Here is a 24,167-nt window from a genome sequence, read left to right as displayed (position 1 = left end):
CGCGAGAGGCGTCCGTGTCCCGCTCATCGCCGCCTCCGCTCCGGAATCACGACGGGTTTGACCACGCGGCCCGCTTCGCAGTCGCGTTCGGCCTCGTTGATGTCGGTCAGCGGATAGGTACGGATCAGCTCGTCGAAGGGAAACAGTCCGGCCTGCCACAGGGCGGTCAGCCGCGGAATCAGCAGTCCCGGCACCGCGTCCCCCTCGCAGATGTGGGAGATCCTCCTGCCTCGGTCCAACGCCCCCGGTTCGAGGGGCAACGTGGTGTGGAGCCGGGCCACCAGACCGAGGTGGCCGGTCGGGCGCAGCGCCCGGAGCGCGTCGTTGATCAGCTGGGCGGAGGCCGTGGTGTCGAGCGCGTAGTACGCGCCGCCGTCGGTCAGTTGCCGGATGCGGCCGGGCAGGTCGGCCGATGCCGCGTGCAGCGGGACCGCGCCGAACCGTTCGGCCAGGGCCAGCCGTGCGGGGTGCCGGTCGACGGCGATGCTCACCGCTCCGGAGGCGGTGGCCGCCATCACGGCTGCCAGCCCCACCGCTCCCGCGCCGAAGACCGCGACGGTGTCGCCGGGTCCGGCGCCGAAGGAGTGGAAGACCGCTCCCGCGCCGGTGAGGAATCCGCAGCCGAGCGGGCCGAGCAGTTCGACGGGCAGCGCGGGGTCGACGCGCACGGCGTTGCGGGCCGGCACCACCGCGTACTCGGCGAACGAGGACTGGCCGAACCACCGGGGCGCCAGTTCGTCCCCGGCCGCGTCCGTGAACCGCGCGGCGTTCTCCTTCCTCCCTCCGAAGAGGTTGAGCGAACCGAAGGAGTCGCAGTAGGCGGGGGCAGCGTCCATGCAGTTGTGGCAGCGGCCGCAGGAGTCGAAGCTCAGCACGACGTGGTCGCCGTTGTCCAGGCCGGTGTGCGGACCCCCCGTGTCCACCACGACCCCCGCCCCTTCGTGGCCGAGCACCGCCGGCAGCGGTGAGCGGCCCGCCGACCTCCGGACCGCGAGATCGGTCCGGCACATCCCGCAGCCCGCGATCTCGACCAGGACCTCGCCCTCGGCCGGCCCCGAGTTCAGCAGCACCTCCTCGACGGTGAACGGGCTCTCGTACGAACGCAGTACCGCGGCGCCGAACCTCATCGTCACGCCTCCTGCGGACGGTGCACGACGAACGGTCTGAGATTGCCGAAGAGTCCCCATGGGCCGCCCGCGACGCCGACACCGCTCTCCTTGGAGCCCGCGAAGGGCTGGGCGAGGGACAGTTCGGCATGGTGGTTGATCCATGCCGTGCCGCATTCCAGCCGGTCGGCCACCTCCTCGGCCCGGTCGAGGTCGGTCCCCCACACCGAGCCCCCCAGCCCGAAACCGGTGTCGTTGGCCGCCTCGACGGCCTCGTCGAGGTTCCCGTACGGCAGCACCGGCAGCACGGGGCCGAACTGCTCCTCCGTCACCACCGGGCTGCCGGCGGGCACATCGGCCAGGATCGTCGGGGCGAAGAAGTAGCCCGGCCGGTCCAGCCGGTGGCCCCCGGCCACGGCCCGGGCGCCGTCCGCCAGGGCCCGCGCCGTGTAGTGCTCGACCCGGGCCAGCTGGGGGGCGTTGTTGACCGGCCCCAGCTCCGTAGCGGGATCGAGGCCCGCGCCGACGACGGCGGCCTTCGCGCGCTGCGCGAGGGCCTCGACCACGTGCGAGTAGAGCCGGGCCGGGGCGTAGACCCGCTTGACCGCCATGCAGACCTGCCCGCAGTTGCGGAACGCCGCCCAGAACAGCCGGTCCGCGATCCGCTCCACATCCACGTCGTCCAGCAGGATCGCCGCGTCGTTGCCCCCCAGCTCCAGGGTGACGCGGGCGAGTGTGGCCGCCGCGCCCTGGGCCACAGCCCGTCCCGCGGGGATCGAACCGGTGAAGGTCACGTGGCGCACCCCCGGATGGGATGCGAGGCGCGCGCCGAGGGGTTCGCGGCCGGTGACGATCGTCAGGACGTCCTCGGGGAGGGCGGTGGAGAGGACGGATCCCAGCAGCCGCGTGGCGAGAGGGGTGAAGGGGGAGGGCTTGAGCACCATCGTGTTGCCTGCCGCGAGCGCGGGCGCGAACTTCGCGGAGGCGAGCTGGAGGGGAAAGTTCCACGGTACGAGCGCGGCGACGGGCCCGAGCGGTCGCCAGCGGATCTCGCTGCGCACCGGCCGGCCGTCCGTGAAGGGCTGGCGCCGGGGCGCCATCTCGGCGAAGTAGCGCAGCCGGGCCGCCGTGCGGGCGACCTCCGCGTACGACTCGGCCAGGGGTTTTCCCTGCTCACGGGTGAGCAGGGGGGCGAGGTCCGTCCCGGCCGCGTCCACGGCGTCGGCTGCCGCGAGGAGTGCGGTGGTGCGCGCGGCAGGGTCGGCCCGCCAGCCGTGCCAGGCGTCGTGGGCCCGGCCGACGACGGCGTCCAGCTCGTCCGGCTGCTGGTGGGGAGTCTCGTCGAAGGCCTCGCCGGTGGCCGGATCGAGGACGGTGAAGCGCTCGCCGGGAGTGGTGGGCGACTGCCGGCGCTGAGGTGTGGGCACGCGAGGGTCAGCTCGCGGCGGTGACGGTCGCCGTGTGCTCCCGGGCATGCCGGTCCATCTCGGCCCGGAAGGCGGCCACCAGGTGCGGCTGGATCCGTCCGCTGTTGCGGTCGCCGCCCTCGCAGACCGCGCCGCGCACCCCGACGATGTCCGTGCCGATGCGGTTCAGCACGCCGAGATCGCGGACCTTCACGCTGCCCGCGAGGGCGGCGAGCAGGTCGGCTTCGTGGGCCCGCCGTACGAACTCCGCGCAGAGGTCCGGCGGAACGTGGTCGAACAGCCGTGTACCGTCCTTGACCGCGGTGTCGAGCATGGCCGCGTCGGCGCCGGAGCGCAGCGCGATGTCGGGCAGGGCCAGCGGGTTGACGCAGCCGATCCGGTGGGCGTCGGCATACCCCGACGCGACGACGAAGGCGTCCGGCCGGTAGTCCTTCACCGCCCTGACGACCCCCCGCATGACCTCGACGGCCTGGTCGGGCGTCGTGCAGCCGTAGAGGCCGACCTTGATGTAGGTGGCTCCGGAGACAGCGGCGCCGAGCGCCGCCTGGGCGACGGTGCCGGGCTTGTACGGCACGTCTCCCACGGTGGCGGACACCGGCTTGTCCGCCGGGACGGCCTCGCGGATCTCTCGGATGACCCACGGGAAGTTCGCGCCGAGCGAGCCCTCGTCGGGTTTCTTGACGTCGACGATGTCGAGGTGCTCCGCCGCCTTCGCGCAGTCGAGTGCCTCCTCGACGCCGTCCGGGGAGATGAGAAGCAACAAGATGAGTCCCTTCACCGCACGTCCACCCGGCCAGGAAGCAGGTGTGCGGATGCGCTAGGAAATGGTGCGGTCCGTTCATCATCCGGGCGGCCCGTAGCCCCCGGTAGGGCGCGCGGAGACCGGACGGGGCACTGCCGGCGCCCCCAGTGCGCCGCGCGCGCCGCTCCCGCCGGCTCCTGTCCGATCCGCCGGTCCGGAGCGGTTTCCCCGTGCGGCCGGAACGCGGGAGCGGGACGCGGGGCGGCTGATGCCCGCTCCGCCCGCGGGGTCCGCGGGGCTCGAAGGGGGAGCACGGCGACGGCCGGCTCGGTCCGTGCACCCGGTCTCCCACGGGCGGCCCGACGACCGGCACAGGCGCCCGGCCGCCGTCCGAGGAGGCGTGCGGAACCGGCTGGCGGCGAGGCGACCGGTTCATGCGGGAGCGGCGCTGTTTTCATTCTTTCTGCTGAACAGCCAGGTCTCCCGAAGACACCGGATTCCCTCAGCCCGCACAGTGACAGCGCGAGGGCAGTGCGACCGGCCCGCCGGAGACACGGGTCTCCCCCGTCCCACGCGATCTCCGCGGCACCTGCCGGCGGCTCCGGTACGCCTCCGGACCGTCGTGCACCGTACGGCGCAGCCGGTATGCGCGGCCGTCCCCGTCTCCTGGCCTGACGAAAGGTAAGAGCCCATGCGAAGCGAAGCGGTCAAGCGTGTGAAACTCGTGTTCACCCTGTTCGACGCCGACGGCAACGGGGTCCTGGAAGCCGACGACTTCGATCTGATGAGCAGCCGGGTCGCCGCAGCCGTGCCGGGAGCCGACGAGGCCCGCAAGCAGGCCATGCGGGCCGGCTTCACGCGTTACTGGAACGCGCTGGCCGGTGGCCTCGATGCCGATCACGACGGCCGGATCACCTACGCCGAGTACGAGGCGTGCGTCCTGTCGCCGGAGCGCTTCGACGAGGCGGTCGACGCGTTCGCGGCCGGCTTCGCGCGCCTCGGCGACCTCGACGGCAGCGGTGCCGTCACCCGACCGGTGTTCATCGGCATGCTGCGCGGGGTCGGCTTCGACCTGCCGAACATCCACGCCCTGTTCGACGCCTTCGAGCCCGATGACGCCGACCGCATCGGGGTGGACGTCTGGGAAGCCGAGATCAAGAACTTCTACGCCCCTGACCAGGGCGGCATCCCCGCGGACCTGCTGGCCGCTTCTCCGGCGGTCTGATCCGGCCCGGCCCGGCGACTCGCTCCCGAGGGGCGGGCCGCCGGGCTCCGGACGCGGTCCCCGCCCCGTCGCGTGGCCCGTGCAGGGCCGGTCCCACCAGGCGCGGACCCGGCCGTCAGCCCGACTTCGGCGGGTTCTGCGCGTCGAAGGCGAAGAGGGTGTTCTTCGCCGCGGCCACGATCACCACCCGCCCGGCAACGGTCACGCGCGGGCTTGCGCCCTGCTCGCCCGTCAGACCATCGGCTTGCGGATCCGTGGTCCACAGGGGGGTGCCGTCGTACGGCGACAGGGCGACCACGCGGCCGGTGGCCGAGCTGAAATACAGGGCGTCGCCTCCCGCGACGGGGCCCGACCCGCCCTCCACGCTGGTCTGCCGCGACCACTTCTTCCGGCCGGTCGCGGCGTCGAGCGCCGTGACGAGACCGGTCTGCCCGCTGACGTACAGGGTGCCGTCCGCCATGCCGGGCGTCCCCGCGTACGGCTTGTCCAGCCGGGAGTACGTGACCTTCCGCGAGCCCGGGTCGACCCGCGCCACCCCGTCGTAGCCGGCCAGGGCCGTCCCCTCCGTGTGCGCCCGCAGGAGTACGAGCTCGCCGTCGGCGACACCCATCGGCACGGCGGGGCCGTCGACCGCGATGGGCCTGCCCAGTGCTCCCGAGGCGCGGTCGACCGTGTACAGGGTGGGGTGGCGCACCTCCGAGGCGTCCAGTTCCGCGTCCGTCGCGCACATCGCGAAGAGGCGCGGGCCCGCCGGGACGGGAGCGCACTGCGTGCCCGTGGGGAACGACGCCGTCCAGATGACCTCACCGCTGTGCGCGTCCCGCGCCTCCAGGCGGGAGTTGAGGGCATCGACCGTCACGACGGCGGAGCCGATCACGAGGGCGTCCTGCGTCCGCCCCGTGACGGCCGTCGACTGGGCGCCGGACGGCACGGACCACAGCTCCCGGCCGTTGTCCGCGTCCATGGCCACCACCTCGGCGGGAGGGCCCTGCGGGGCGTCCTCGGCGGCGAAGCGGAAGCCGAGCACCGTGTCGTCGGTGGCGCCCACCAGATGCATGCCCTGCACGGGGACGCCCGGGCTCTTCACCGTCCACACCCGCGAGCCGTCCAGCGCGCCGACCCGGGTCGCGACCACCCCGCCGCCCCCGCAGAACAGTGCGTCACCGCGCGCGACGCAGCGCAGCTCGTCGGGGATGTCCTCCCGACCGCCCCGCACGGTCTGACGCCACGGCCGGAAGCCGGCCGGCAGCGCGGCGCCCGGCGCCGCGACGCCGTCGCCCGTGTCGCCGCCGTTCTCCCCGAAGCCGCCCGTGTCGAGTGCGGCGACTCCCCCGCCGATCGCTGCCACCGCGACGGCGGCCGCGAGCGCGGGCCGCCATCGGCTGCGCAGACGGCGGCCGAGGGGCGTGCGGGCGCTCCCTGCATCGGGACCGGCCGGGGCGGCAGCCGGCACCGGGGTGGCCGGCGTCGCCAGGTGATGCTGGGTGATCATGTCGCGGGTGCGGCCCGCGCCGGCTCGGTTCGCCTCGGTTCCCCCGAGGTCGGCCGGCAGGTCCCGCAGGAGCACGAGGAGTTCGTCCGCCGAGGGACGCCCCTCGGGCTCCTTGTCCAGGCACAACTCCACGACCGCGCGCAGGGCCACCGGCACGGCGTCCAGCGACGGCTCCTCGTGCACCACCTGATACGCCGTCATGTACGGGCTGTCCGCGTCGAAGGGACCGCGACCCGTCGAGGAGTACACCAGCAGCGTCCCCAGCGAGAAGACGTCGGACCGCGGTCCTACGCCGCGCGGCGCCTGCAACTGCTCCGGCGACATGAAGGGCGGCGTACCGATGACCCGCCCGGTCATCGTCAGCGTCTGCTGGTCCACGGCGCGCGAGATGCCGAAGTCGATGACGCGCGGGCCCTCGGGTGAGAGCACGACGTTCGAGGGTTTCAGGTCACGGTGGACGACCCCCACCCGGTGGATGTCGCGCAGCGCCTCCGCCAGCCCGACGGCGAGCCGCCTCAGCTCCGCCCCGTTCAGCGGGCCCTCAGCGGCGATGTGCTGGGCGAGCGTGTGCCCCTCGATGTAGGTCGTCGCCATCCACGGCTGCTCCGCCTCGGGGGCTGCGTCGACCACGGCGGCGGTGAACGCGCCGCTCACCCGCCGCGCCGCCGCCACCTCCTGCCGGAAGCGGATGCGGAACTCCTCGTCCCCCGCGAACTGCTGGTGGATCAGTTTGATCGCGACAGGCCGCCCCGAACTCGTACGGGCGAGGAAAACCGTGCCCATGCCACCCGAGCCGAGCCGTGCCTCGAGCGGATAACCGCCGATCTCGGCTGGATCGCCTCCGCGCAGCGACACTCTTCCCGACCTCCCGTCCCCCGTGGGCCTCCGCCGTCACGGGCCTGCGTACCTGTCCTGCCACAAACTATCCGCAGGGCGGTACGGCAGAGCAAAGCGGGGGACGAACGGGGACTGTTCCGGTCCAAGGGACCGTTCGGCACCGAGGGGAAGCGGCATGCGGCGAGTATGGGCGGATGCGCATCGCTGAATCGGACCGCCCCGCCCCCGGCCCCACACTGGCGCAGCTCCTCGCCCTGCTCCCCTCCGGGACGCTCGACGTCGTCATGGCCCCGTGCGGCACCGGCGTGCCCGTGTCCGACGTGGTGCTGCACGACTCGGGCGAGGAGAGGGACGAAGAGGCCTGGGCCGCCACCGGGCTGGTCCTGCTCGCGGTCGGTGTGGAGGTCGCCTCGCCCGAGGCGGTCGACGTGCTGGGCGCGGCGGACCGTGCCGGGGCGGCGGCCGTGGTGATGCGGCGCGGAGCCCGGGGGCCGCGAACAGCTCTGCTGGAGGCGGCGGAGCGGGGGCGTACGGCGTTGCTGACCCGGCGACGTGGACAGGGCTGGACCGAGGTGCTCGGCCAGTTGCGGACGGCATGGGCGCACAGCGCCGCGGACCGGTCCGCGGGGGCGGCCGGGGTGGACGGGCTGCGGCTGGGCGATCTGTCGGGCCTGGCCAACACCGTCGCGGACCTCGTCGGCGGCGCGATCACGATCGAGGACCCGCAGTCGCGGGTGCTGGCGTACTCGCGGATGGATCACGAGCCCGATCCGATGCGCAGGCTCACGATCCTCGGCCAGGAGGTGCCCCGCTGGCGGGTCGCCGAACTACGGGAAAGCGGCTTCTTCCAGGCCCTGTGGAGCACCGACGACGTGGTGCGGCGACCCGCCGACGACCGGTACGCCGAGCGGCTGGCGGTCGCGGTGCGGCACGGCTCCGAGGTTCTCGGCTCGATCTGGGCCGCCGCCGACGGGCGGCCGCTGGCCGAGGACGCGGTGGCGGCGCTGCGGACGGCGGGCCGCGCCGCCGTCCCCCATCTCTCGCACCACCGGACGTGGGGCCGGGCCGCAACCCGGGCGCGCGAGGGGGCGGTGCACGCACTCCTCGCGGGCAGCGCCCACGCGGCGTACGACACCGGGATCGTACGGGGCCGGCCGTACGCCGTGATGGTGGCGGAGGCGTACGACGGCCTGGAGCCCGCACCGGGTGAGGTCGCGCAACGAGTCCTCGACGTCCTCGCGTTGCAGGCCGCCGCCTACCGTCCGGGGTGCGTGACCGCACGGTCGGGGCAGCGGCTGTACGCCCTGGTGCCGGCGGTGGACGGTGAGGCGGATCCCGCGCGCACCCTGCTGGCGACGGTCCGTGCGGTGTCGCGCGGCGTGGTCTTCGCCGGGGCCGGGCCCGTCGTGGCGGACCTGGCGGAGCTGCCCCACTCGCGGGACGCGGCGGAGCTGGTGGTGCGGGTGCTGAGGGCGCGGGCCGCGCGGCTGCCCGCCGGCGGGGCCGGGTCGGCGGTGGCGTCGTACGCGGAGGTGGCGGCGGAGGCGACGGTGCTGCGGCTGCTCGACCGGGTGGCCCCTCTGTGGGAGACCCTCTCGGGACCGGTGCACGCGATGCTGGAGCACGACCGGGCGCACGGGTCGTGGTACGGCGCATCGGTCTCCGCGCATCTCGACGCGTTCGGCGACACGGCCGCCGCCGCGCGTCGCCTCAACGTTCACCCCAACACCCTGCGGTACCGGCTGCGCCGCGCCCGGGAGCTCTTCGGCGTGGACCTGGCCGACCCGGCCGTGCGGCTCCTGGCGGACATCGGTCTGCGTCTGGGGACCGCCCGGCCCTGAGCCGTCGCAGAGCCCCGGCCCCCGCACCGGACGGGCACGTTCCGGCGCGGGGGCCCTCTGCGTGATCGTTCCCCTGTCGGCACGGACAAGCTCACCGGTCGTTCCTGGTTCCGGACGACGAAGACATGACGGGCTGCGCACGCCGAAGCTGGGCACCACGGCCCGCGAACCGACGGGCGCGGTGCACGAGCGACCCTTCCCGCAGGAGTGTGGTTCAGGTGACTTCCGACAAGGCCCCTCAGCGCAGCCGCGCACGCGAGGCGGCCCTCGCCCGTGCCGTCGAGGAGGGCCTGCTCGGCCCCGGCGCGCCCCTGGTCGGTCTGCTCGACGTCGACGGCGTGCTGGCCGCGGTGGACGCGTTGAAGGAGGCGTTCGAGGGCCCGGCCACGGTCCACCACACGTTCGCGGCCAAGGCCTGTGGACTGGTCCCGGTGCTGCGGTTGCTCGCCGAGGCGGGCATGGGATGCGAAGTGGCCTCGCCCGGTGAGCTGGAGCAGGCGCTGGCAGCCGGCTTCAGCCCCGGCCGCCTGGTCTTCGACAGCCCCGCGAAGACGGTCGAGGAGCTGGAGTTCGCGCTCGATCACGGCATCGCGATCAACCTGGACAACTTCCAGGAGCTGGCGCGCGTCGACCGTCTGCTGGCAGGCCGCGAACCGGCCGGCCCCGTCGGCCTGCGGGTGAACCCCCAGGTCGGGGCCGGCGCGATCGGGGCGATGAGCACCGCGACCGCGACGTCCAAATTCGGCGTCGCCCTGCGCGACCCGGGAGCCGTCGACGCGGTGATCGACGCGTTCGCCCGGCGCCCCTGGCTCAACCGCCTGCACGCCCACGTCGGCTCCCAGGGCTGCCCGCTGCCGCTCATCGCCCTGGGGGTGGGCGCCGCGTACGACCTCGCTGAGCGGATCAACAACCAGGTGGGGCACGCCCGGATCACCGGCCTGGACATCGGCGGCGGCCTGCCCGTCAACTTCGACACCGAGGACGACCGCCCCACGTACGCCGACTACGTCGCCGAACTGCGCGGCGTCGCCCCCGGACTCTTCGACGGCCGCTACACGCTGGTCACCGAGTTCGGCCGCTCGCTGCTGGCGAAGAGCGGCACCATCGGCTCGGTCGTCGAGTACACCAAGTCGGCCGGTGGCCGGCGGATCGCGGTCACCCACGCCGGAGCCCAGGTGGCCACCCGCACGGTGTTCATGCCGGACGCGTGGCCCCTGCGCGTCGGCGTGTTCGACGCCGCGGGCCGTCCCAAGGAGGGGCCGCTCCAGGTCGTGGACGTCGCGGGGCCGTGCTGCTTCGCCGGAGACCTGACCGCGGTCGCCCGCGAACTGCCGGCGATCAGCCCGGGGGACGTGGTGGCGCTGTACGACACCGGGGCGTACTACTTCTCGTCGCACTTCTCGTACAACTCCCTGCCCCGGCCCGCTGTGTACGGCTACCGCGCGGACTCCTCCGGGCACGTCCGCCTCGCCCTGGTCCGCGAGGCCCAGAGCGTGCGCGAGGTCGTCGAGGAGAGCGGCCTCTCCCACGCGGACGCTCTCGTGGCGCTGTGCGCGGAGGGTTCGGAGCGATGAGCGAGGGAGGAGGGGGCGGGGCAGGGGGCGAACTCGGCCTCACGAGCCGCTCGGCATGACGGAGAGGGCCGGACTCCAAGGGGGCTGACGCGGTTCGGCCCTTCGTCATGGTGGATGACGACGACATCCCGGAACCCGGCCACCGACGCGGTGTTTGCACGTGCTTCTACCGGTCACACGAGAAGTGTCCCTGACGCCGAGCAGAGCAAGGTGTGAATGACATGGCTGCCGATGAGAAGACCCAGGCAAAGACGGAGCAGGCCAAGGGCAAGGTCAAGGAGGTCGCCGGCCGCGCGGTCGGGAACGAACGCCTCACGGCCGAAGGCAGGGCCGACCAGGCCAAGGGCGACGCCCGCCAGGCGAAGGAGAAGGCGAAGGACGCCTTCAAGCACTGACCCGGAGAGCGCGACGCGCCCTCTCCGACATGCGTGTGGCCCGGCCGTGCCGGGCCACACGCATGTCGGGCCTCACGCGCGTGAGGCGTGCCCCGGCCATGCCGGACCGGGGCGCCCTTCCTCCCGCTCCGCGTCGCTCCCGCCCCCAACTCAGCTGACGTCCCCACCGTGCCGGGGCTTCGGAGCGCCCGGGGGCACGAAGCAGGCGGTGACGGTCTTGCCCGACGCCTGGGGATGCGTCGTCCAGCCGTCGGCGAGCGCGTCGACGATGGCCAGTCCGCGCCCCCCGGTCATGGTGAGGTCTTCGGGCTGCTTGGCGGGCGGCAGGGGGTCGGAGTCGTGGACACTCACGTGCAGGCAGTGGCTGTCCCAGGTGAGGACCAACTGGGCGTCACTGTGTGCGTGCACGTGTGCGTTGGTGATCAGCTCCGACACACTGAGCAGGATCGCGTCCACCGTCTCGGGGGCGTCCTCGGTCCACTTCAGGGACGCCAGGTGTTCCCGCGTCCACCGACGACCCGCCCGCACTCCTTGCGACACCGGAAAAGTCTGCGCCCATCCCACAGCGCGCAGCGACGTGTCCTTCGTCATCGTCCCTCCCTCACTCCGCTCTCTCCGCTCTCTCTCCGCCCTCTTACCCCCGCCTTGGAGGCACACCCCCGCGGCGGCGTCACGCGGCCCGGCCGGTATCGCAAGCCGAGCCGAAAAGGAGGTCTGTCCGTGGGATGTCCGGGCACACGCACGTCACCCCCTTCGAGAGGAGCACCTCATGCTCGGCATAGCAGCGGCCGTCCTGTTCGGCATCGCCTTCCTGATCAACGCGGCGGACATCACCACCAACGACGTCTTCTCGTCCGTGAACGTCATGCTCCTGGGCCTGACACTTCTTGCCCTGCACGTCGCGGGCATCGGAGCCGGCCGCCCCTCCCGCAGACGCTGACGCTCCTGCGGGAGCCCTCAGGTGCGGGTGACCGCTCATCGAACTTCCTGCCCGCACCGCACAGAACAGCCCTGGCCCCGAATCGATTCGGGTCCAGGGCTGTTCTGTCGTTCTCGTCCGGCACCGTCCCGGACCTGGCCGCACGGAGGAGCGCGGCCCCCGGATCAGCCCACCAGATCCGGCGCGCGCAGCATCTCGGGCGGGACGCCCCAGGCGTCCACGAGGTCGACGGCGAGGGGCCGGACCTTGCGGCCGAGTTCGTTCACCTCCCGGCTGATCGCCTTGGAGCGCTGGACGGTCAGGCGGCCGTGCTCCATGAACCAGGCCCGGTCCGCCTCGATCGTCGAGAGGGCGAACAGGTCGCACAACAAGCCCAGCGCGACCTTGTTTCCGCTCTCGGGCAGCGCTCGCACCTTGTCGACGAACGCCTCCAGCACCAGCCGCTCGACGTGTGCGTGGGCGACGGCGATGACGTGGTCCTGCGCCTGCGAGAAGACGTCTCCGGGGTCGCGCCCCTGGTCGATCCCCCGCTTGAGCCGGCGGGCCACGCCGGCGAGCATGTGCTCCTCCCGGTAGCGGAGCATGGCGAGCTGGTACGCGGAGTCGAGCAGGCCGGCTTCCTGGTCCCACTCGTCGCCGCCGGGCAGAATGTCACGCACCCGTTCCAGGAGCTTGTGCGCGGACGTCCTCTCGATGACCGTATCGACCGCGAGGCTGGTGACGTAGCGGACCATCCCGAGCTGGTCCAGGTCCTCGAACTCGCTCGCGTAATGGGTGAGCAGCCCCTTCGCCACAAGCTGCAGCAGGACGTGGTTGTCGCCCTCGAAGGTGGTGAAGATGTCGCTGTCGTTCTTGAGGGCGGCGAACCGGTTGACCGTGAGATAGCCGGCGCCCCCGCAGGCCTCGCGGCACTCCTGGACGACCCGGGTCGCGTGCCAGGTGGCGAGCGCCTTGGTGCCGGCGGCCCGTGACTCCAGCCGGCGCCGCGTGCTCTCGTCGTCCCTGACACCGGAGAAGACCTCGTGCACTTCCGTGCGCACCACGTCCTGTGCGAAGTGCAGCGCGTACGTGCGCGCGATGAGCGGCAGCAGACGACGCTGGTGCAGACCGTAATCGAGGAGTACGTGTTCCTCCGCGTCCGAGGTCGCTCGGAACTGCCGGCGCCGCACTGCGTACTTCGTGGCGATCGCGAGGGCGACCTTGGCGGCGTTGACCCCCGCTCCGCCGACGCTGACCCGGCCCTGCACCAGAGTGCCGAGCATGGTGAAGAAGCGTCGGTCCGGGTTCTCGATCGAGCTCTCGTACACGCCGTCGGGGGTGACGTCGGCGAACCGGTTGAGCAGCGCCTCGCGCGGCACCCGCACGTCGTCGAACCAGATGCGGCCGTTGTCCACGCCGTTGAGGCCCATCTTGCGGCCGTCGTCCTCGATCCGGACACCGGGCGCCACCTCCCCGCCGGTCCGGACCGGTACGACGAAGGCGTGCACGCCCTCGCGCTCCCCGTCCACCTCCAGCTGGGCGAAGACGACCGCCAGCTCGGCATGGCGGGCAGCGTTGCCTATGTAGTCCTTGCGCGCCTGGTCGCCGTGGGTGGTGAGGACGAACTCCTGGGCGGCGGCGTCGTATCTGGCGACGGTGCCGAGTGCCTGCACGTTGGAGCCGTGCCCCGTCTCGGTCATGGCGAAGCATCCCATCAGCCGCCCGGTGATCAGGTCCGGCAGATAGGCGTCGTGGTGGCGTCCGGTGCCCAGGTGCAGGATCGCGCCGCCGAAGAGCCCGAACTGCACGCCGACCTTCACCAGCACCGACAGGTCGCCGAAGGCGAGCGTCTCGAACGCGGCGATCGACGCTCCGACGTCGCCGCCCCCGCCGTACTCGCGCGGGAAACCCATGCCTGTCTGACCCGTCGCGGCCATCTCGACCACGAGCTCACGCACCCGCTCGCGGTAGGCGTCGACTCCGAGCTCGTCGGCCTCCTCCAGAACGGAGGCGTACGTCACCAGGTTGGTCCGGACGAGGTCACGGATCCCGGCGTACTCGCCGTCGAGGATGCCGGTCAGCGCCCGGACGTCGACCTCGGGATGCGCGGAGCCGCTCGCGGCAGTGGATGCGTTGTCAGTGGCCATGCCACTTCGCTACCCCGCCCAAGGACGATCAAGCCGTCGCGGCCGGCCGCGAGGGCGATGCCCCGGTGCCTGGCCGGTGGCGTTCAGGCGCCCGGAAGGAAGAGGCAGAACGGATGGCCGTGAGGGTCACGGAGCACCCGCACGTCCTTCTGGGGCTGATGCTCCTCCAGCGTCGCGCCCAGGGCGAGAGCCCGCTCGGTCTCCGCCTCCAGGTCGTCCACCTGGAGGTCCAGGTGTGCTTGCATCTGCTGCGCCCCCGGTCGCTGCGGCCACTGCGGAGGGGTGTGATCGGATTCCAGCTGGAAGCTCAGGCTGGGGCGTTCCCGTTCCGGAGCTTTCAGGCGCACCCACTCCGGCTCGCGCTCGACTTCTTGCCAGCCGAGCAGGGCCCGGTAGAAGTCGGCCAGTGCGGGAGGGTCGGGAGTGCCGAGAACGAAGGCGCCGAGTGTGGTCGTCATGCCTCCCCCCTTGCCCCCGGGCACCCGCCGCTACGCCTCCCCCGCGCGGCGTGACCGTCGGCGATGAGAGGTCCGGGTGGAGTACCCGCCCCACGGCCTGGCGTTCTGCGCGTCTGCGCGGTGCGCCAGCCTCCGCCGACGCGGGTTGACTTCTGCATCTAGTGCAGATTCACTAGGGCGACACTGATGTCCTCACACTATGGGGTAGTGATGCGGCAGCTGACGACAGGGGGCCCCTCCGCAGCCAGGCCTCGTGACACCGCGGTGGGCAGTTCCCCGCGTCACGTGAACACGGGAAGGTGCGGGGCGCTATGAATGTTCACCCGTTCACTTCGCGTGTCGTGGTTCGCTCGGGCGTCGTCCGAGTGATTCTCGTCGGCGAACTCGACCTGGACAGCGGTTTCGTCGTCCAGGAGGCGGTGACGGCGTGCCTGGCGAAGGAGCCGCCCCGCCTGTGCCTCGATCTGGCCGGTGTCTCCTTCTGCGACTGTGCCGGCCTGAGCGCTCTCCTCAGGGCACGGATCGCCGTTCTTCGCGCAGGCGTGGATCTTGTCGTGGAAGGGGTCGGCCCGCAGTTGGCGCGGCTGCTCCGCCTCATCGGAGCCGACGACATCCTCACCGCGGGAAACACGCGGACGGCCCCGGAGTCGGCAGACGGCGCTCCGGCGGGAACGGCCGCGGCTCCGCGTGCGGACGGAACGGCGGCCACTACGGAGTCGCCGTTCAGAGAACTGGCATGATCAGGCGATCCGCCCACTCCGAGGATGCACCGATGCCTTCACCTCCCCCGCACAGCCGACCGGTCAGGATCCTGCTGGTCGAGGACCACGACATGGTGGCCGAGGCGATATGCCTTGCCCTGGAGCGCTCGCCCGATCTGCAGATCGTGGCACGCGCGGCTTCCGTCGGGTCGGCACTCGCCGACGTGCAGCGGTACGAGCCGGATGTCGTACTGATGGACCGGCGCTTGCCGGACGGTGACGGGGTCAACGCCATCCCCGATCTGCTGGCACTCGTGCCGGACGTGCGCGTCCTGGTCCTGGCCGGCGAGGGCAGCGCGTCGGTAGCGGCGCGCGTCGCGGAGACCGGCGGAGCGGGCCTGATCCTCAAGGCCCGCGGTCTGAGCGAACTGGAGGAGGCCGTTCGCCGGGTGGCGGCGGGTGAGGTGGTGTTCAGCCAGGACCTCCTGGGCGACGTGCTGGAGAGGCTGACCGGCCGGGCGCCGGGGCTCGGCGCGAACCTCACTCCGCGGGAGCGCGAAGCCCTCCATCTCCTGGGAGAGGGCCACACCACCGCGGAGATCAGCGAGCAGCTGGGGGTCGCTCTCAACACGGGGCGCAACCATGTCCAACGGGTGCTGGAAAAGCTGCAGGCACGTTCCCAGCTGGAAGCCGTGACCATCGCGCGACGTGAAGGACTCCTCAAGTGACGCGGGAGCCGCAGCAGCGGAAGTGGGTGAGGAAGCAGGCCGCTCCGTTGTCGGACGCGGCTTTCACCCTGCTGGTCCAGGGGGTGCTGGACTACGGCATCTTCATGCTCGACCCCCAGGGCTACATCATCAGCTGGAACGCGGGCGCGGAGAGGATCAAGGGCTACAAGGCCGAGGACATCCTCGGACAGCACTTCTCCGTCTTCTACCCGCCCGAGGACCAGGCTTCGGGCAAGCCGCAGTGGGAGCTCGAGACCGCCGTGGCCGAAGGGAGACTGGAGGACGAGGGCTGGCGCGTCCGCCAGGACGGCTCCCGGTTCTGGGCGAACGTGGTCATCACCGCCTTGTGGGACGAAGAAGGCGTACTGCAGGGCTTCGGCAAGGTCACCCGGGACATGTCCGAACGGCGGGCAGCGCAGCACGCCCTCACCGAGCGACGCCGCTTGTTCGACCACCTGGTCCAGGCACAGGAGACGGAACGACGGCGCATCGCGTGGGACGTCCACGACGACTCCATCCAGGCCATGGTCGCCGTCGGCATGCGGCTGGAACTGCTGGCGGACCGCATGCCGGAGCCGTACGCCGCGGAACTGCAGCGTCTCGACACATCGGTACGGGAAGCGATCGGCCGCCTCCGGAGCCTGACCTTCCGGTTGCATCCGCCCGGGATCGACAGGCATGGCCTGGTCGAGGGGCTCTCCAGTCACCTGGAGGACGTCGTGGGCTCCTCGTGGGGGATGCCCTACTCCTTCGACCACCAGCTGGACCGGGAACCCCCGCCCGAGACCGCCATCACCATCTTCCGCATCGTTCAGGAAGCTCTGCTGAACGTGCACAAGCACGCACATGCGAGCAGAGTCGATCTCAGTATCAAGTCGGCTGACGGGGGCATCGTGACGCACGTCAGGGACGACGGTACGGGCGCACCGATGTCCCAGGACGGCACCCGCGATCACTTCGGGGTCATCGAGATGCGGGAGAGAGCGGAGACGGCAGGCGGATGGTGGTCGATGCACAGCCGCCCCGGAACGGGCACGACAGTCGAGTTCTGGGTGCCCAATCCGCTTCCGCTTCCCGTCCCGGCGCTGACCGACGAGGCGCCATGACCGCGGCGACACCGGACGACTCCCCCGGCTCCCCGTTCAGCGTGATCCTCTGTGACGACAACCTGATGCTCCTGGAGAGCCTGCGCGAGGTCGTGCAAGCACAGCCCGATCTGGAGGTCGTGGGCACCGCGCGCAACGACGAGCAGGCGCTCCGGCTCGCGAGCCGCCATCAGCCGGACCTCGTGGTCCTGGACATCCGCTTCCCCGGCGGCGGCCCGTCCGTCGCCCGGGACATCGCGCGGTGTTCCCCGGCCAGCCGCATCGTGGCGTTCTCCGCGTACGACGACAAGGGCTCCATCGAGCAGATGACGGGGGCCGGCGTCTGCGCGTTCGTGCTCAAAGGGGCCAGTAATCGAGAACTCCTCACGGCCCTGCGCCGGGCGGCGCACCCTCGATAGACGCGCACTGAGGACGCGGTGGCCCTTTCCGCTCCCGCCCTGGCCGCCGCCGTCATCGCCGAGAGGACCGGCTCCGAAGGCCCGCGTACGCGACGGCATCGGCCTGGGCCGCCCGCCGAGGGTGCCCCAGGCCCATGCCGACGGCGTCGGCCGCTCTCCGCGCCGCCGCACCCGGAGACCGGGCCGGGGAGTTCTCGGCTCGGATGCCTGGCCCCGCGGTTCGGGCGGGGATGCCGAGCCCTGGCCCGAGAGGGCGGCCACCGGGCCCGGCTCGCCGGCGCGTGGGGCTACCGGTCGGCGCTGGGGACGGCGAGGGGCTCCCCCGGAGCCTTCTTCTTCGCCTCTTCCATCTGCTCGCCGAGTTCGGTGAGGCGGTTGCGTCCCATGGCCTTGCGGACGTCGGGGAACCACTCCTTCTCCTCTTCCTCGACATGGTGGCGCACGTTCTCCATGAGGACGCTCATCTTGGCGTCGAACCGCTCGTCGGCCGGGTCGAGGTCCTTGAGCTCGGAGAGCATCCACAGCACCACGTGGTGTTCCTCGACGCTCTCCAGGACGTCGTCCTTGGTGTCGGGGGCGGCTTCACGGACGGCCGGGTAGAAGATCTTCTCCTCGATCCAGGTGTGGGTGGTCAGTTCGCTGATCACCCGGTCGGCGATCTTCCGCTTCAGGGCGTGGGCGTTGTCGCCGGCCTGCTCGTACTGCTTGAACAGCTTCTCCACCGTCTTGTGGTCTTCCTTGAGCAGCACGATCCCGTCCATCAGGTTCTCCTCACGTCACGTACGGGGCGGCGCCCTCGGCCGCCCGTGGCCCCGTATACCCGGTGCGGCACGACGTACCGCCTCCCGCGTGTGCCGCAACTCTCACCAGTGATCCCCGTGCACCGCTCACCGTCCGCCGGCGGCCCTGGCGGCCCTGATGACGCCGGCTGCGGCACGGCGCACCTTCCGCTGCCCGCGTCTCGCCGCAGGGCTCCCGCCTTCCGGTACGCGCACGGCCGTGGTGCCGATATCTCCGCCGCAATCGCGGCAGCGGATGCGCGCGACGCACGGATGACGTGGAATTGAGCCTGCCTACTGCATCGCCCGTGCCCGGCACAGGGCACAGCGGGGCGGACCGTGCGTCGTCTCGGGCGCGCGGGGTACGCGAGGTGCGACACCGGACCGCGCCGCACCCGCAGTGGGCGCGCACCCACGGGAGGAGCAGCATGACCGACCGCAGGCCCCAGGGCCCCGCCTACACCGGGGCGAAGGGCAGTCCGCCGCCCGTACCGGCCGATATGCCCGATCAGCAGGTCCAGGAGGGCGAGGACGCGCTCGACGTGGTACTCCCGGCCGCAGGGCCGGGGAGCGAGGCGGAGGCCGATGCGGCCGACAAGCCCGACCCCGACGAGGCCGGCTCGGGCCGCAGCGCCGCCCGCAACGCGAGCGTCCACCCGGAACACCCCACCCCGGACGAATCCACGGGGTGACGGGCAGCCCGCCTGTGCGGGGATCGCCTGTGCGGGGATCGCCTGGGCGGCATCCCTCCGCCGACCGTCAGCCGAACCGCTGGGCCGGCCTCGCGATGCCGCCTCGGGACCGCGGACGGAGCGGAGCCGACGGCAGTCCTCGCGCTGTGCCGGCTCGCCCGGCCGTCCGGCCGGGGACACACACCACAGAGAAACCCAGGAATGCTTCGCATGAAGCGGGGCATTCGGACGTCGTCGTGAACGACACCCGTGCTGCCGTGTCGGCCGGGAGGACGAATCCATTGGATGAGGAGTTGGCCTTGCTGCATCCCACGCCTGCTGACCTGCGTGCCGCGTTGTCCCGCTACGCCGACGCGGTGATCGAGGACGAGCGCCGTTCCACCCCCAGCACCGTCCGGCAACGCGAGGACACGGCGTACACGCTGTGTGTCATGACGGGCGTCTCCGAGGTGAGGCAGGCTCTGGCGAAGGCCGACGCGCTCCTTCGGTCCAGCGCCCCCGAGGTGGCGGTGGCGCGGAACGAGGGCAGGCGGCCGGCGGCCGTCCGCCCCACGTGTTCAGGCACCGCTGCTGTCTGAAGTGGCAGGCCGGCGCTTGGCGACTCGAGAGCGTGTGCGGGCGGCAGCAGGTCATCGTCCCAGGAGGGGATTCGGGGGCCACGCCTAGCTCGTGCACGGCCGTCCCTCCCGTCCCCGGGCGGCCGGCCTCCACCACCGCGTCGCACACGCGCCCCCCAGGCGGACATCGGCACCCAGGGCCGCGCGCACGGCCTGCACACGACCGAGGTCTCCCACCGCCCACTGCGGACGACCCGGGTCACCTGCGTTCAGGCGAGGCAAGCGGAGCCGGAGACGGGCTGACGGATTCCACCCTCGCGGTGTCGTCGTCAGCCCGCCGCCGTTTCTCCCTCGCTCGCCGGGCGGCCGGGCGTCAGCAGCCGACCGGCGAGGATCCGACGACCACGTCGTCGAACCACAGCGTGTCGTCGCCGGTCCCGTAGCTCTCCCAGCCCAGCCGCAGGGCGGTAGGCCTCGGCGGAGTGGTCCGGGAGAGCCACTGCCCGTCGACGTCCTGCGTCGGTACGCCGTCGGCGTGCAGCCCCGGCACCTGCTCGTCGTCGAGCCAGGTGTCGAGTCCCGGTGCCGAGGTGTCGATCGCGAACCGCAGGCATTGCCAGCTGCCCGTCGGCATGGGCCTGCTCAGGCCCACGCCGACCGGGCTCTGTGCCGGGAGCGTGGCGTCGTCGCTCTCCCGGTTCCACTGCAGGGCGCCGTTCTGGCCGCCGATCCGCAGCGCCTTGCCGCCCTGCGAGCTGTCCGGCATCGACACGAAGGTGACGTGCGCGGCCGGGAGCGCGGTGGTGTGCCGCACCCACATGCGGACGTGCAGCACCGGGCCGACCGACGACAGGTCCGCGGTCGCGGCCACGAAGGCGTGGTTGCAGTAGCCGGCCCGCCCGTCCAACCGCAGCGACCGGGTGCCGCTGTGCGCGACGGCCGTATCGACGGCGGCCGTGCCCGTGCCCTGACAGTCGGGTGCGGTGAACCGCCAGTTGCCGGCGGGGGCCGGACCGGCCTGGTTCTCGAAGTCCTCACAGACGGCGGCATCACCGCATGACGCGGAGGGCGGTGTCGTGGGGGGCGGCGTCGTCGGAGGTGGCGTCGTGGGCGGCGGCGTGGTCGGCGGCGTGGTCGGCGGTGAGGTGCCGTCACCGCCGCAGGACACGCCGTTGAGGGCGAAGTCGGTGGGTGCCGAGTCGGCCGCCTGCCAGGTCCCCTGCAGACCGAAGTCGACCGTACCGCCGCTGGTCAGCGCTCCGTTCCAGGCCGTGTTGACGGCAGTCACGGAGTGGCCGGTCTGCGTGACGGTCGCGTTCCAGGCGGAGGTGACGTGCCGGTCACCGTCGTACGTCCACGTCAGCCGCCAACCGCTCAGCTCGGGACCGGTATGCGTGATACGCACCTGGGCGGTATAGCCGCCGGCCCACTCGTTGACGGTGTAGTCGACCCGGCATCCCGACGCCATGGCCGAGCCGCTGGCGGGCACCACGACGAACAGGGACAAGGCCAGCGCGAGGGCGGCTCCGGCCGCTGTCCAGGGTCTGCGCAGTAATCGTGCGGGAACCATCGGATGTGCGCCTCCTCGGGCTGGGGAACCGTAGGGCAGTGCAGGATGGGAGCGCTCCCACTCATCACAGCGACATGACGGCGTACTGTCAATACGTCGGTCCGCCCGGGTTGGCCGGTCACCGTGGGCCTCAGCTCCGCACGGAGCGGCCGTTCACAGGCCGCGGCTCGCCGCCCCGGGCGAGGCGTTCACCGCTTCCCACGACAAATCGGTCATTCTCCTACTGTCCGAGGTGTCCGTTCCTCGGCCGGTGGGGTGACGCCGGTAGCTCGGCCGGCCAGCGGGTCGGCCGTCCAGAGAGGTGCTCGGGGATGAAAAGCGCGGGAATGACGCGTGCAGGGGCGTTGGCCGGGTTGATTTCCGCGAGCCATCTCATGCCCATGGAGCAGTTGCCGAACGCGGTGGCGTCGCGGGCCGCCCGGGTGGGCTGGCCCCGTGTGCTGATCTATCTGGCCGATCTCCAGCAGGAACAGTTGTATCTGCTGACCGCCTCCGCCGGTGCTGATCCCGCTGAACCCGACGCGCAGCCTTCGATCTCCGTGGAGGGGACCGTCGCGGGGCGAGCGTTTCAGCTGGGCCGGATCCTGCCGGCCTCGTCCACCACGCAGGGCGAGTGGTGGGTCCCCCTGCTGGACGGCGCCGAGCGTCTGGGGGTGCTCCGAGTGGGTGTCCCCGGGGCCCAGGTGGAGGTGGACGAGGACCTGAGCGTTCTCGCCGGACTGATCGCTCTCCTCCTGGTGAGCAAGCGTGAAACGAGCGACTCGTACTCCCAGTTGGTCCGCCGCCGGAAGATGAAGGTGGCGGCCGAGATGGAGTGGCAGCTGATGCCACCGCGCACCTTCGCCACCGACCGCGTCCTGGTCAGCGCGATCATGGAACCGGCTTACCAGGTCAGTGGGGACGCCTTCGACTACGCCTTGGCCGACGAGACCCTGCATCTCTCGATCTTCGACGCGATGGGGCACGACACGGCCGCCGGACTGACCGCGAACCTCGCGCTGGCCGCGGCCCGCAACCGGCGCCGCCAGGGCGCGGATCTCCTGCAGACCGCGGAGGGCGTAGGAGGGACGTTGACCGAGCAGTTCGCCGGCCGCCGTTACGCCACGAGCCTCCTGGGCGGACTTCACCTACCCACCGGCGTGCTGACCTGGACGAACTACGGCCACCACCCCCCGGTCGTCATCCGCGGCAACCGTACAGTCGTGCACCTGACCTGCCCGCCCGCCCCTCCTCTGGGTACGGGGCTGGGCCTGCCCGGCACGCTGCGCCGCGACCAACTGGAACCCGGGGACCGCCTGCTGCTCTACACGGACGGCATCACCGAAGCGCGGAACCAGGACGGGCAGGAATTCGGCCTCGAACGACTGATCGACTTCCTCATCCGCCACCACGCTGACGACCTGCCCGTGCCGGAGACCCTGCGCCGACTGATCAGACACCATCTCGGCTATCACCACGGCCGCCTCAACGACGACGCCACCGTCATGCTGGTGGAGTGGCACGGTCCGACCCCGTTCCGACCCCAACAACTGCAGGCGCTGGTGGGCCTTCCCTCCGCCGGGAAACCCTGAAAGAACTCACCGCGACCACAGCGGGGAACGAAAAGCGAAAAGGCTCGCTCCTCCCCCGCTGCGATACGGCCGCCCGGGACTCGACGCGCAATGAGCATCACATCTATGCGGGATTCCCCCACGTGAAGTGATCGCCCCGTGCACAATGCACCACCTCGTCCGCGAATCCCTGCCTGGCTGCTTCCGCCAGGAAGTCTGACAACGGGGACCGCATTACCCCGTACTCTTCGTAGTGGACGGGCATTACCTTTCCTGGCCGAAGGGTCCGGACGAGTTCGGCTCCCTGGCGCGCGTCCATGGTCACCAGGAGACCGCCGGGCAGTGTGGTTCCGCCCAGATGCAGAATGGCCAACCCCACATCGGGACAACGGCGCGCGATTTCCTGGATGCCCGGAAACATCAAGGTGTCACCGGTGACGTAGAGACGGTGATCCGGCGCGCGGCCCACCGTCCCGAACTCCCACAGGCTCCCCATGACCGGCGGCAGCAGCCGGTGGACACCCTTGGGCCCATGGCGGCCGGGAAGTGCCGTCACACACACCTGCCGGTCGCCACGCACCACCGTCTGGGACTGCCAGGTCCTCAGCCCCACCGCACGGGAGAAGCCGTGCAGCCCCTGCAAACGGCGCGAGGCGTGCGGCGTGGTGAGGATCGGCAGGTCTTTGCCCAGCCCTCGCCGGGCCCGCCGGTCCCAGTGGTCCCCGTGCAAATGGGAGAGCACGACGGCGTCCAGCGCGGGAAGACCGGACAGTTCCATCGCCGGATCGTGCAGCCGTCGTGACGAGAGGCCGTTGCCGAGATAGGCCCGCTCCCCTCGGTGCAAGAAGTTCGGATCGGTGAGCAGCGTGAGAGGGCCGTACCGCACGAGGAGCGTGGCGTTGCCGATGAAGGTGACGTCCACCTGCTCCGCCGAGGGAATGTGGGTCATAGCTGCTCCTGAACGTCACCGGGGGGCCTGGGCTACATCCCGACGGCCTTCCCACGGTTCCAATGCCGGTGGGCCCGGCTTGCGTGGCAGTGCGACCGGGCGCCCCGGGAACCGCACTGCGGGAGGTGACATCGGCACCTTCACGGGAGTCCGCCACCCATGCACGTGGGTACCCGCATAACCTGTGTCGAATCAGCCGATATCAGGCAGTCTGGTGCCCACATAAGCGGCACGCCCGGAGGCGACACGCCCCTGCCGGGGCTGACCCTGGTTCCTGGCCGGGCCACCCTGTCGCGCCTGCCGGGGGGGCACACATGATCCGCGGCTACCCCGTCGCTGCCTGGCCCGGCACCCTGAGCCTCTCCCGCTCGGCGTAGTAGAGCTCCCCGGCCCTCTACAACGCCCACGGCACCCACTTCGACGCCCTCGTCGGCAAGAGCTGGTCCACCTGGAAATACACCAGCGCAAGCTTCTCCACGTACAAGGTGTACTTCTTCTCCTACTATCCCGGCACCGGCAACAGCACGGACACCATCTGGAACACCCTCGACGGGATTCACCCCGGTCTGTTGCAACGACGACCACGACGGCAAATCGTCCACCAGCAGCCGGATCATTCACTCGAAGTACCTCCTGATCGACGGGAAGTACGACGGCAGCGTCAAGCGGGTCATGGGGGCCGGCATTCACCACTACACGGGCCCCGCGCTGCGCGAGAACGACGAGGCGCGGCTCAAGATAAGGGCTGTCCCGTAATCCCTGGTGGATCAGCGCGCGGCGTCAGATGCGGTGCATCGCAAGGCGGAGGAGCGTCCGCGTACTGGATGTATTCGGGCGTTCCGACAGCGCGGCGAGGTGCCGTAGCTGTCGTCGTGCGCACGCCAGGGATTACGGGACAGCCCTTAGCTTGATCTTTAACCTGTGCGGCGTGGACGCGGGGTTGTTGACTTCTTCGTGCGTCGCTTCGTGGAGCC

The 24,167-nt window shown here is 71.5% G+C and carries 22 protein-coding genes; 12 read left to right on the top strand and 10 right to left on the bottom strand.

Translation table 11 applies throughout. The features are described 5' to 3' along the window. Nucleotides 1–23: 23 nt before the first annotated feature. The 3 genes from ABZ454_RS27855 to ABZ454_RS27845 are packed head-to-tail and all read right to left on the bottom strand — an operon-like array spanning nucleotide 24 to nucleotide 3,296. Entirely contained in the window at nucleotides 24–1,127 is a 1,104-nt protein-coding gene (locus ABZ454_RS27855; RefSeq protein WP_359541947.1) for an NAD(P)-dependent alcohol dehydrogenase, read from the bottom strand. A 2-nt stretch (nucleotides 1,128–1,129) separates the two neighbouring features. Next, a complete protein-coding gene (locus tag ABZ454_RS27850) occupies nucleotides 1,130–2,533 on the bottom strand; it encodes an aldehyde dehydrogenase family protein (RefSeq protein WP_359541945.1) in 1,404 nt (467 codons plus the stop codon). 7 nt (nucleotides 2,534–2,540) lie between these two features. Beyond that, nucleotides 2,541–3,296, bottom strand: a complete 756-nt coding sequence (locus tag ABZ454_RS27845) for a (5-formylfuran-3-yl)methyl phosphate synthase (protein WP_356318637.1) — start codon at nucleotides 3,294–3,296, stop codon at nucleotides 2,541–2,543. Between the two features lie 670 nt (nucleotides 3,297–3,966). Between ABZ454_RS27845 and ABZ454_RS27840 the strand changes: the two genes are divergently transcribed. Continuing rightward, nucleotides 3,967–4,500 (top strand): EF-hand domain-containing protein, encoded by a 534-nt coding sequence (locus ABZ454_RS27840; RefSeq protein WP_359541943.1) that lies wholly within the window; start codon nucleotides 3,967–3,969, stop codon nucleotides 4,498–4,500. Nucleotides 4,501–4,615: 115 nt separating this feature from the next. Here ABZ454_RS27840 and ABZ454_RS27835 read toward each other — a convergent pair whose 3' ends face one another. Next, the gene (locus ABZ454_RS27835) at nucleotides 4,616–6,847 is read right to left on the bottom strand and encodes a PQQ-binding-like beta-propeller repeat protein (RefSeq protein ID WP_359541940.1); all 2,232 of its coding nucleotides are present in this window, start codon (nucleotides 6,845–6,847) and stop codon (nucleotides 4,616–4,618) included. 176 nt (nucleotides 6,848–7,023) lie between these two features. Between ABZ454_RS27835 and ABZ454_RS27830 the strand changes: the two genes are divergently transcribed. From ABZ454_RS27830 to ABZ454_RS27820, 3 genes are all read left to right on the top strand, one after another. Next, on the top strand, nucleotides 7,024–8,670 hold the full coding sequence (locus ABZ454_RS27830; protein WP_356318643.1) for a helix-turn-helix domain-containing protein: 1,647 nt from the start codon (nucleotides 7,024–7,026) through the stop codon (nucleotides 8,668–8,670). A gap of 218 nt (nucleotides 8,671–8,888) precedes the next feature. Continuing rightward, nucleotides 8,889–10,244: a diaminopimelate decarboxylase gene (locus ABZ454_RS27825; protein ID WP_359541938.1), complete on the top strand. Its 1,356-nt coding sequence runs from the start codon at nucleotides 8,889–8,891 to the stop codon at nucleotides 10,242–10,244. Nucleotides 10,245–10,465: 221 nt separating this feature from the next. Continuing rightward, complete coding sequence (locus ABZ454_RS27820) at nucleotides 10,466–10,639, top strand: CsbD family protein (RefSeq protein WP_359541935.1); 174 nt, start codon at nucleotides 10,466–10,468, stop codon at nucleotides 10,637–10,639. 150 nt (nucleotides 10,640–10,789) lie between these two features. Here ABZ454_RS27820 and ABZ454_RS27815 read toward each other — a convergent pair whose 3' ends face one another. Further along, nucleotides 10,790–11,230: an ATP-binding protein gene (locus tag ABZ454_RS27815; RefSeq protein ID WP_359541933.1), complete on the bottom strand. Its 441-nt coding sequence runs from the start codon at nucleotides 11,228–11,230 to the stop codon at nucleotides 10,790–10,792. A 178-nt stretch (nucleotides 11,231–11,408) separates the two neighbouring features. Between ABZ454_RS27815 and ABZ454_RS27810 the strand changes: the two genes are divergently transcribed. Then, on the top strand, nucleotides 11,409–11,579 hold the full coding sequence (locus ABZ454_RS27810; RefSeq protein ID WP_356318651.1) for a hypothetical protein: 171 nt from the start codon (nucleotides 11,409–11,411) through the stop codon (nucleotides 11,577–11,579). A 164-nt stretch (nucleotides 11,580–11,743) separates the two neighbouring features. Here ABZ454_RS27810 and ABZ454_RS27805 read toward each other — a convergent pair whose 3' ends face one another. Then, nucleotides 11,744–13,705 carry an acyl-CoA dehydrogenase gene (locus ABZ454_RS27805; protein ID WP_359541932.1) on the bottom strand — a complete coding sequence of 654 codons (1,962 nt, stop codon included), beginning with the start codon at nucleotides 13,703–13,705 and terminating at the stop codon, nucleotides 11,744–11,746. An 83-nt stretch (nucleotides 13,706–13,788) separates the two neighbouring features. Then, on the bottom strand, nucleotides 13,789–14,163 hold the full coding sequence (locus ABZ454_RS27800) for a VOC family protein (RefSeq protein ID WP_356318655.1): 375 nt from the start codon (nucleotides 14,161–14,163) through the stop codon (nucleotides 13,789–13,791). Nucleotides 14,164–14,474: 311 nt separating this feature from the next. Between ABZ454_RS27800 and ABZ454_RS27795 the strand changes: the two genes are divergently transcribed. From ABZ454_RS27795 to ABZ454_RS27780, 4 genes are read left to right on the top strand one after another with little or no spacing between them, the layout of a single operon-like run. Continuing rightward, entirely contained in the window at nucleotides 14,475–14,903 is a 429-nt protein-coding gene (locus ABZ454_RS27795) for an STAS domain-containing protein (protein ID WP_359541929.1), read from the top strand. Nucleotides 14,904–14,935: 32 nt separating this feature from the next. Next, on the top strand, nucleotides 14,936–15,592 hold the full coding sequence (locus ABZ454_RS27790) for a response regulator transcription factor (RefSeq protein WP_359541927.1): 657 nt from the start codon (nucleotides 14,936–14,938) through the stop codon (nucleotides 15,590–15,592). Next, complete coding sequence (locus ABZ454_RS27785; protein ID WP_359541925.1) at nucleotides 15,589–16,698, top strand: PAS domain S-box protein; 1,110 nt, start codon at nucleotides 15,589–15,591, stop codon at nucleotides 16,696–16,698. The genes ABZ454_RS27790 and ABZ454_RS27785 overlap by 4 nt, the downstream gene beginning before the upstream one ends. Further along, nucleotides 16,695–17,096: a response regulator transcription factor gene (locus ABZ454_RS27780; protein WP_356318663.1), complete on the top strand. Its 402-nt coding sequence runs from the start codon at nucleotides 16,695–16,697 to the stop codon at nucleotides 17,094–17,096. The genes ABZ454_RS27785 and ABZ454_RS27780 overlap by 4 nt, the downstream gene beginning before the upstream one ends. Nucleotides 17,097–17,383: 287 nt before the next feature. On the opposite strand, the gene ABZ454_RS27775 is transcribed toward ABZ454_RS27780, so the two are convergent. Next, nucleotides 17,384–17,857, bottom strand: a complete 474-nt coding sequence (locus tag ABZ454_RS27775; RefSeq protein ID WP_356318665.1) for a hemerythrin domain-containing protein — start codon at nucleotides 17,855–17,857, stop codon at nucleotides 17,384–17,386. A 446-nt stretch (nucleotides 17,858–18,303) separates the two neighbouring features. On the opposite strand from ABZ454_RS27775, the gene ABZ454_RS27770 reads away from it, so the two are divergent. Both ABZ454_RS27770 and ABZ454_RS27765 read left to right on the top strand, forming a co-directional pair. Beyond that, a complete protein-coding gene (locus ABZ454_RS27770) occupies nucleotides 18,304–18,567 on the top strand; it encodes a hypothetical protein (RefSeq protein WP_356318667.1) in 264 nt (87 codons plus the stop codon). A gap of 299 nt (nucleotides 18,568–18,866) precedes the next feature. Continuing rightward, on the top strand, nucleotides 18,867–19,145 hold the full coding sequence (locus tag ABZ454_RS27765) for a DUF5133 domain-containing protein (RefSeq protein WP_359541921.1): 279 nt from the start codon (nucleotides 18,867–18,869) through the stop codon (nucleotides 19,143–19,145). Between the two features lie 352 nt (nucleotides 19,146–19,497). On the opposite strand, the gene ABZ454_RS27760 is transcribed toward ABZ454_RS27765, so the two are convergent. Next, nucleotides 19,498–20,694, bottom strand: a complete 1,197-nt coding sequence (locus ABZ454_RS27760) for a cellulose-binding domain-containing protein (protein ID WP_359541919.1) — start codon at nucleotides 20,692–20,694, stop codon at nucleotides 19,498–19,500. A 380-nt stretch (nucleotides 20,695–21,074) separates the two neighbouring features. Here ABZ454_RS27760 and ABZ454_RS27755 point away from each other — a divergent pair, with 380 nt between their 5' ends. Beyond that, entirely contained in the window at nucleotides 21,075–22,265 is a 1,191-nt protein-coding gene (locus ABZ454_RS27755) for a PP2C family protein-serine/threonine phosphatase (RefSeq protein WP_359541917.1), read from the top strand. A 103-nt stretch (nucleotides 22,266–22,368) separates the two neighbouring features. On the opposite strand, the gene ABZ454_RS27750 is transcribed toward ABZ454_RS27755, so the two are convergent. Next, the gene (locus tag ABZ454_RS27750; protein WP_359541915.1) at nucleotides 22,369–23,193 is read right to left on the bottom strand and encodes an MBL fold metallo-hydrolase; all 825 of its coding nucleotides are present in this window, start codon (nucleotides 23,191–23,193) and stop codon (nucleotides 22,369–22,371) included. Between the last annotated feature and the right edge of the window lie 974 nt (nucleotides 23,194–24,167).

It is taken from the genome of Streptomyces sp. NPDC005803 (assembly GCF_040630435.1).
GTDB lineage: Bacteria > Actinomycetota > Actinomycetes > Streptomycetales > Streptomycetaceae > Streptomyces.
The sequence above is the reverse complement of the archived record's forward strand: the minus strand, read 5'-3'. Positions and strand labels throughout refer to the sequence as shown.

Coding starts and splice junctions, on each gene's coding strand:
- ABZ454_RS27750 (WP_359541915.1), bottom strand. CDS start 23,193: ATGACCCACATTCCCTCGGCGGAGCAGGTGGACGTCACCTTCATCGGC.
- ABZ454_RS27795 (WP_359541929.1), top strand. CDS start 14,475: ATGAATGTTCACCCGTTCACTTCGCGTGTCGTGGTTCGCTCGGGCGTC.
- ABZ454_RS27820 (WP_359541935.1), top strand. CDS start 10,466: ATGGCTGCCGATGAGAAGACCCAGGCAAAGACGGAGCAGGCCAAGGGC.
- ABZ454_RS27790 (WP_359541927.1), top strand. CDS start 14,936: ATGCCTTCACCTCCCCCGCACAGCCGACCGGTCAGGATCCTGCTGGTC.
- ABZ454_RS27800 (WP_356318655.1), bottom strand. CDS start 14,163: ATGACGACCACACTCGGCGCCTTCGTTCTCGGCACTCCCGACCCTCCC.
- ABZ454_RS27780 (WP_356318663.1), top strand. CDS start 16,695: ATGACCGCGGCGACACCGGACGACTCCCCCGGCTCCCCGTTCAGCGTG.
- ABZ454_RS27815 (WP_359541933.1), bottom strand. CDS start 11,230: ATGACGAAGGACACGTCGCTGCGCGCTGTGGGATGGGCGCAGACTTTT.
- ABZ454_RS27810 (WP_356318651.1), top strand. CDS start 11,409: ATGCTCGGCATAGCAGCGGCCGTCCTGTTCGGCATCGCCTTCCTGATC.
- ABZ454_RS27855 (WP_359541947.1), bottom strand. CDS start 1,127: ATGAGGTTCGGCGCCGCGGTACTGCGTTCGTACGAGAGCCCGTTCACC.
- ABZ454_RS27805 (WP_359541932.1), bottom strand. CDS start 13,705: ATGGCCACTGACAACGCATCCACTGCCGCGAGCGGCTCCGCGCATCCC.
- ABZ454_RS27755 (WP_359541917.1), top strand. CDS start 21,075: ATGGAGCAGTTGCCGAACGCGGTGGCGTCGCGGGCCGCCCGGGTGGGC.
- ABZ454_RS27770 (WP_356318667.1), top strand. CDS start 18,304: ATGACCGACCGCAGGCCCCAGGGCCCCGCCTACACCGGGGCGAAGGGC.
- ABZ454_RS27760 (WP_359541919.1), bottom strand. CDS start 20,694: ATGGTTCCCGCACGATTACTGCGCAGACCCTGGACAGCGGCCGGAGCC.
- ABZ454_RS27830 (WP_356318643.1), top strand. CDS start 7,024: ATGCGCATCGCTGAATCGGACCGCCCCGCCCCCGGCCCCACACTGGCG.
- ABZ454_RS27840 (WP_359541943.1), top strand. CDS start 3,967: ATGCGAAGCGAAGCGGTCAAGCGTGTGAAACTCGTGTTCACCCTGTTC.
- ABZ454_RS27775 (WP_356318665.1), bottom strand. CDS start 17,857: ATGGACGGGATCGTGCTGCTCAAGGAAGACCACAAGACGGTGGAGAAG.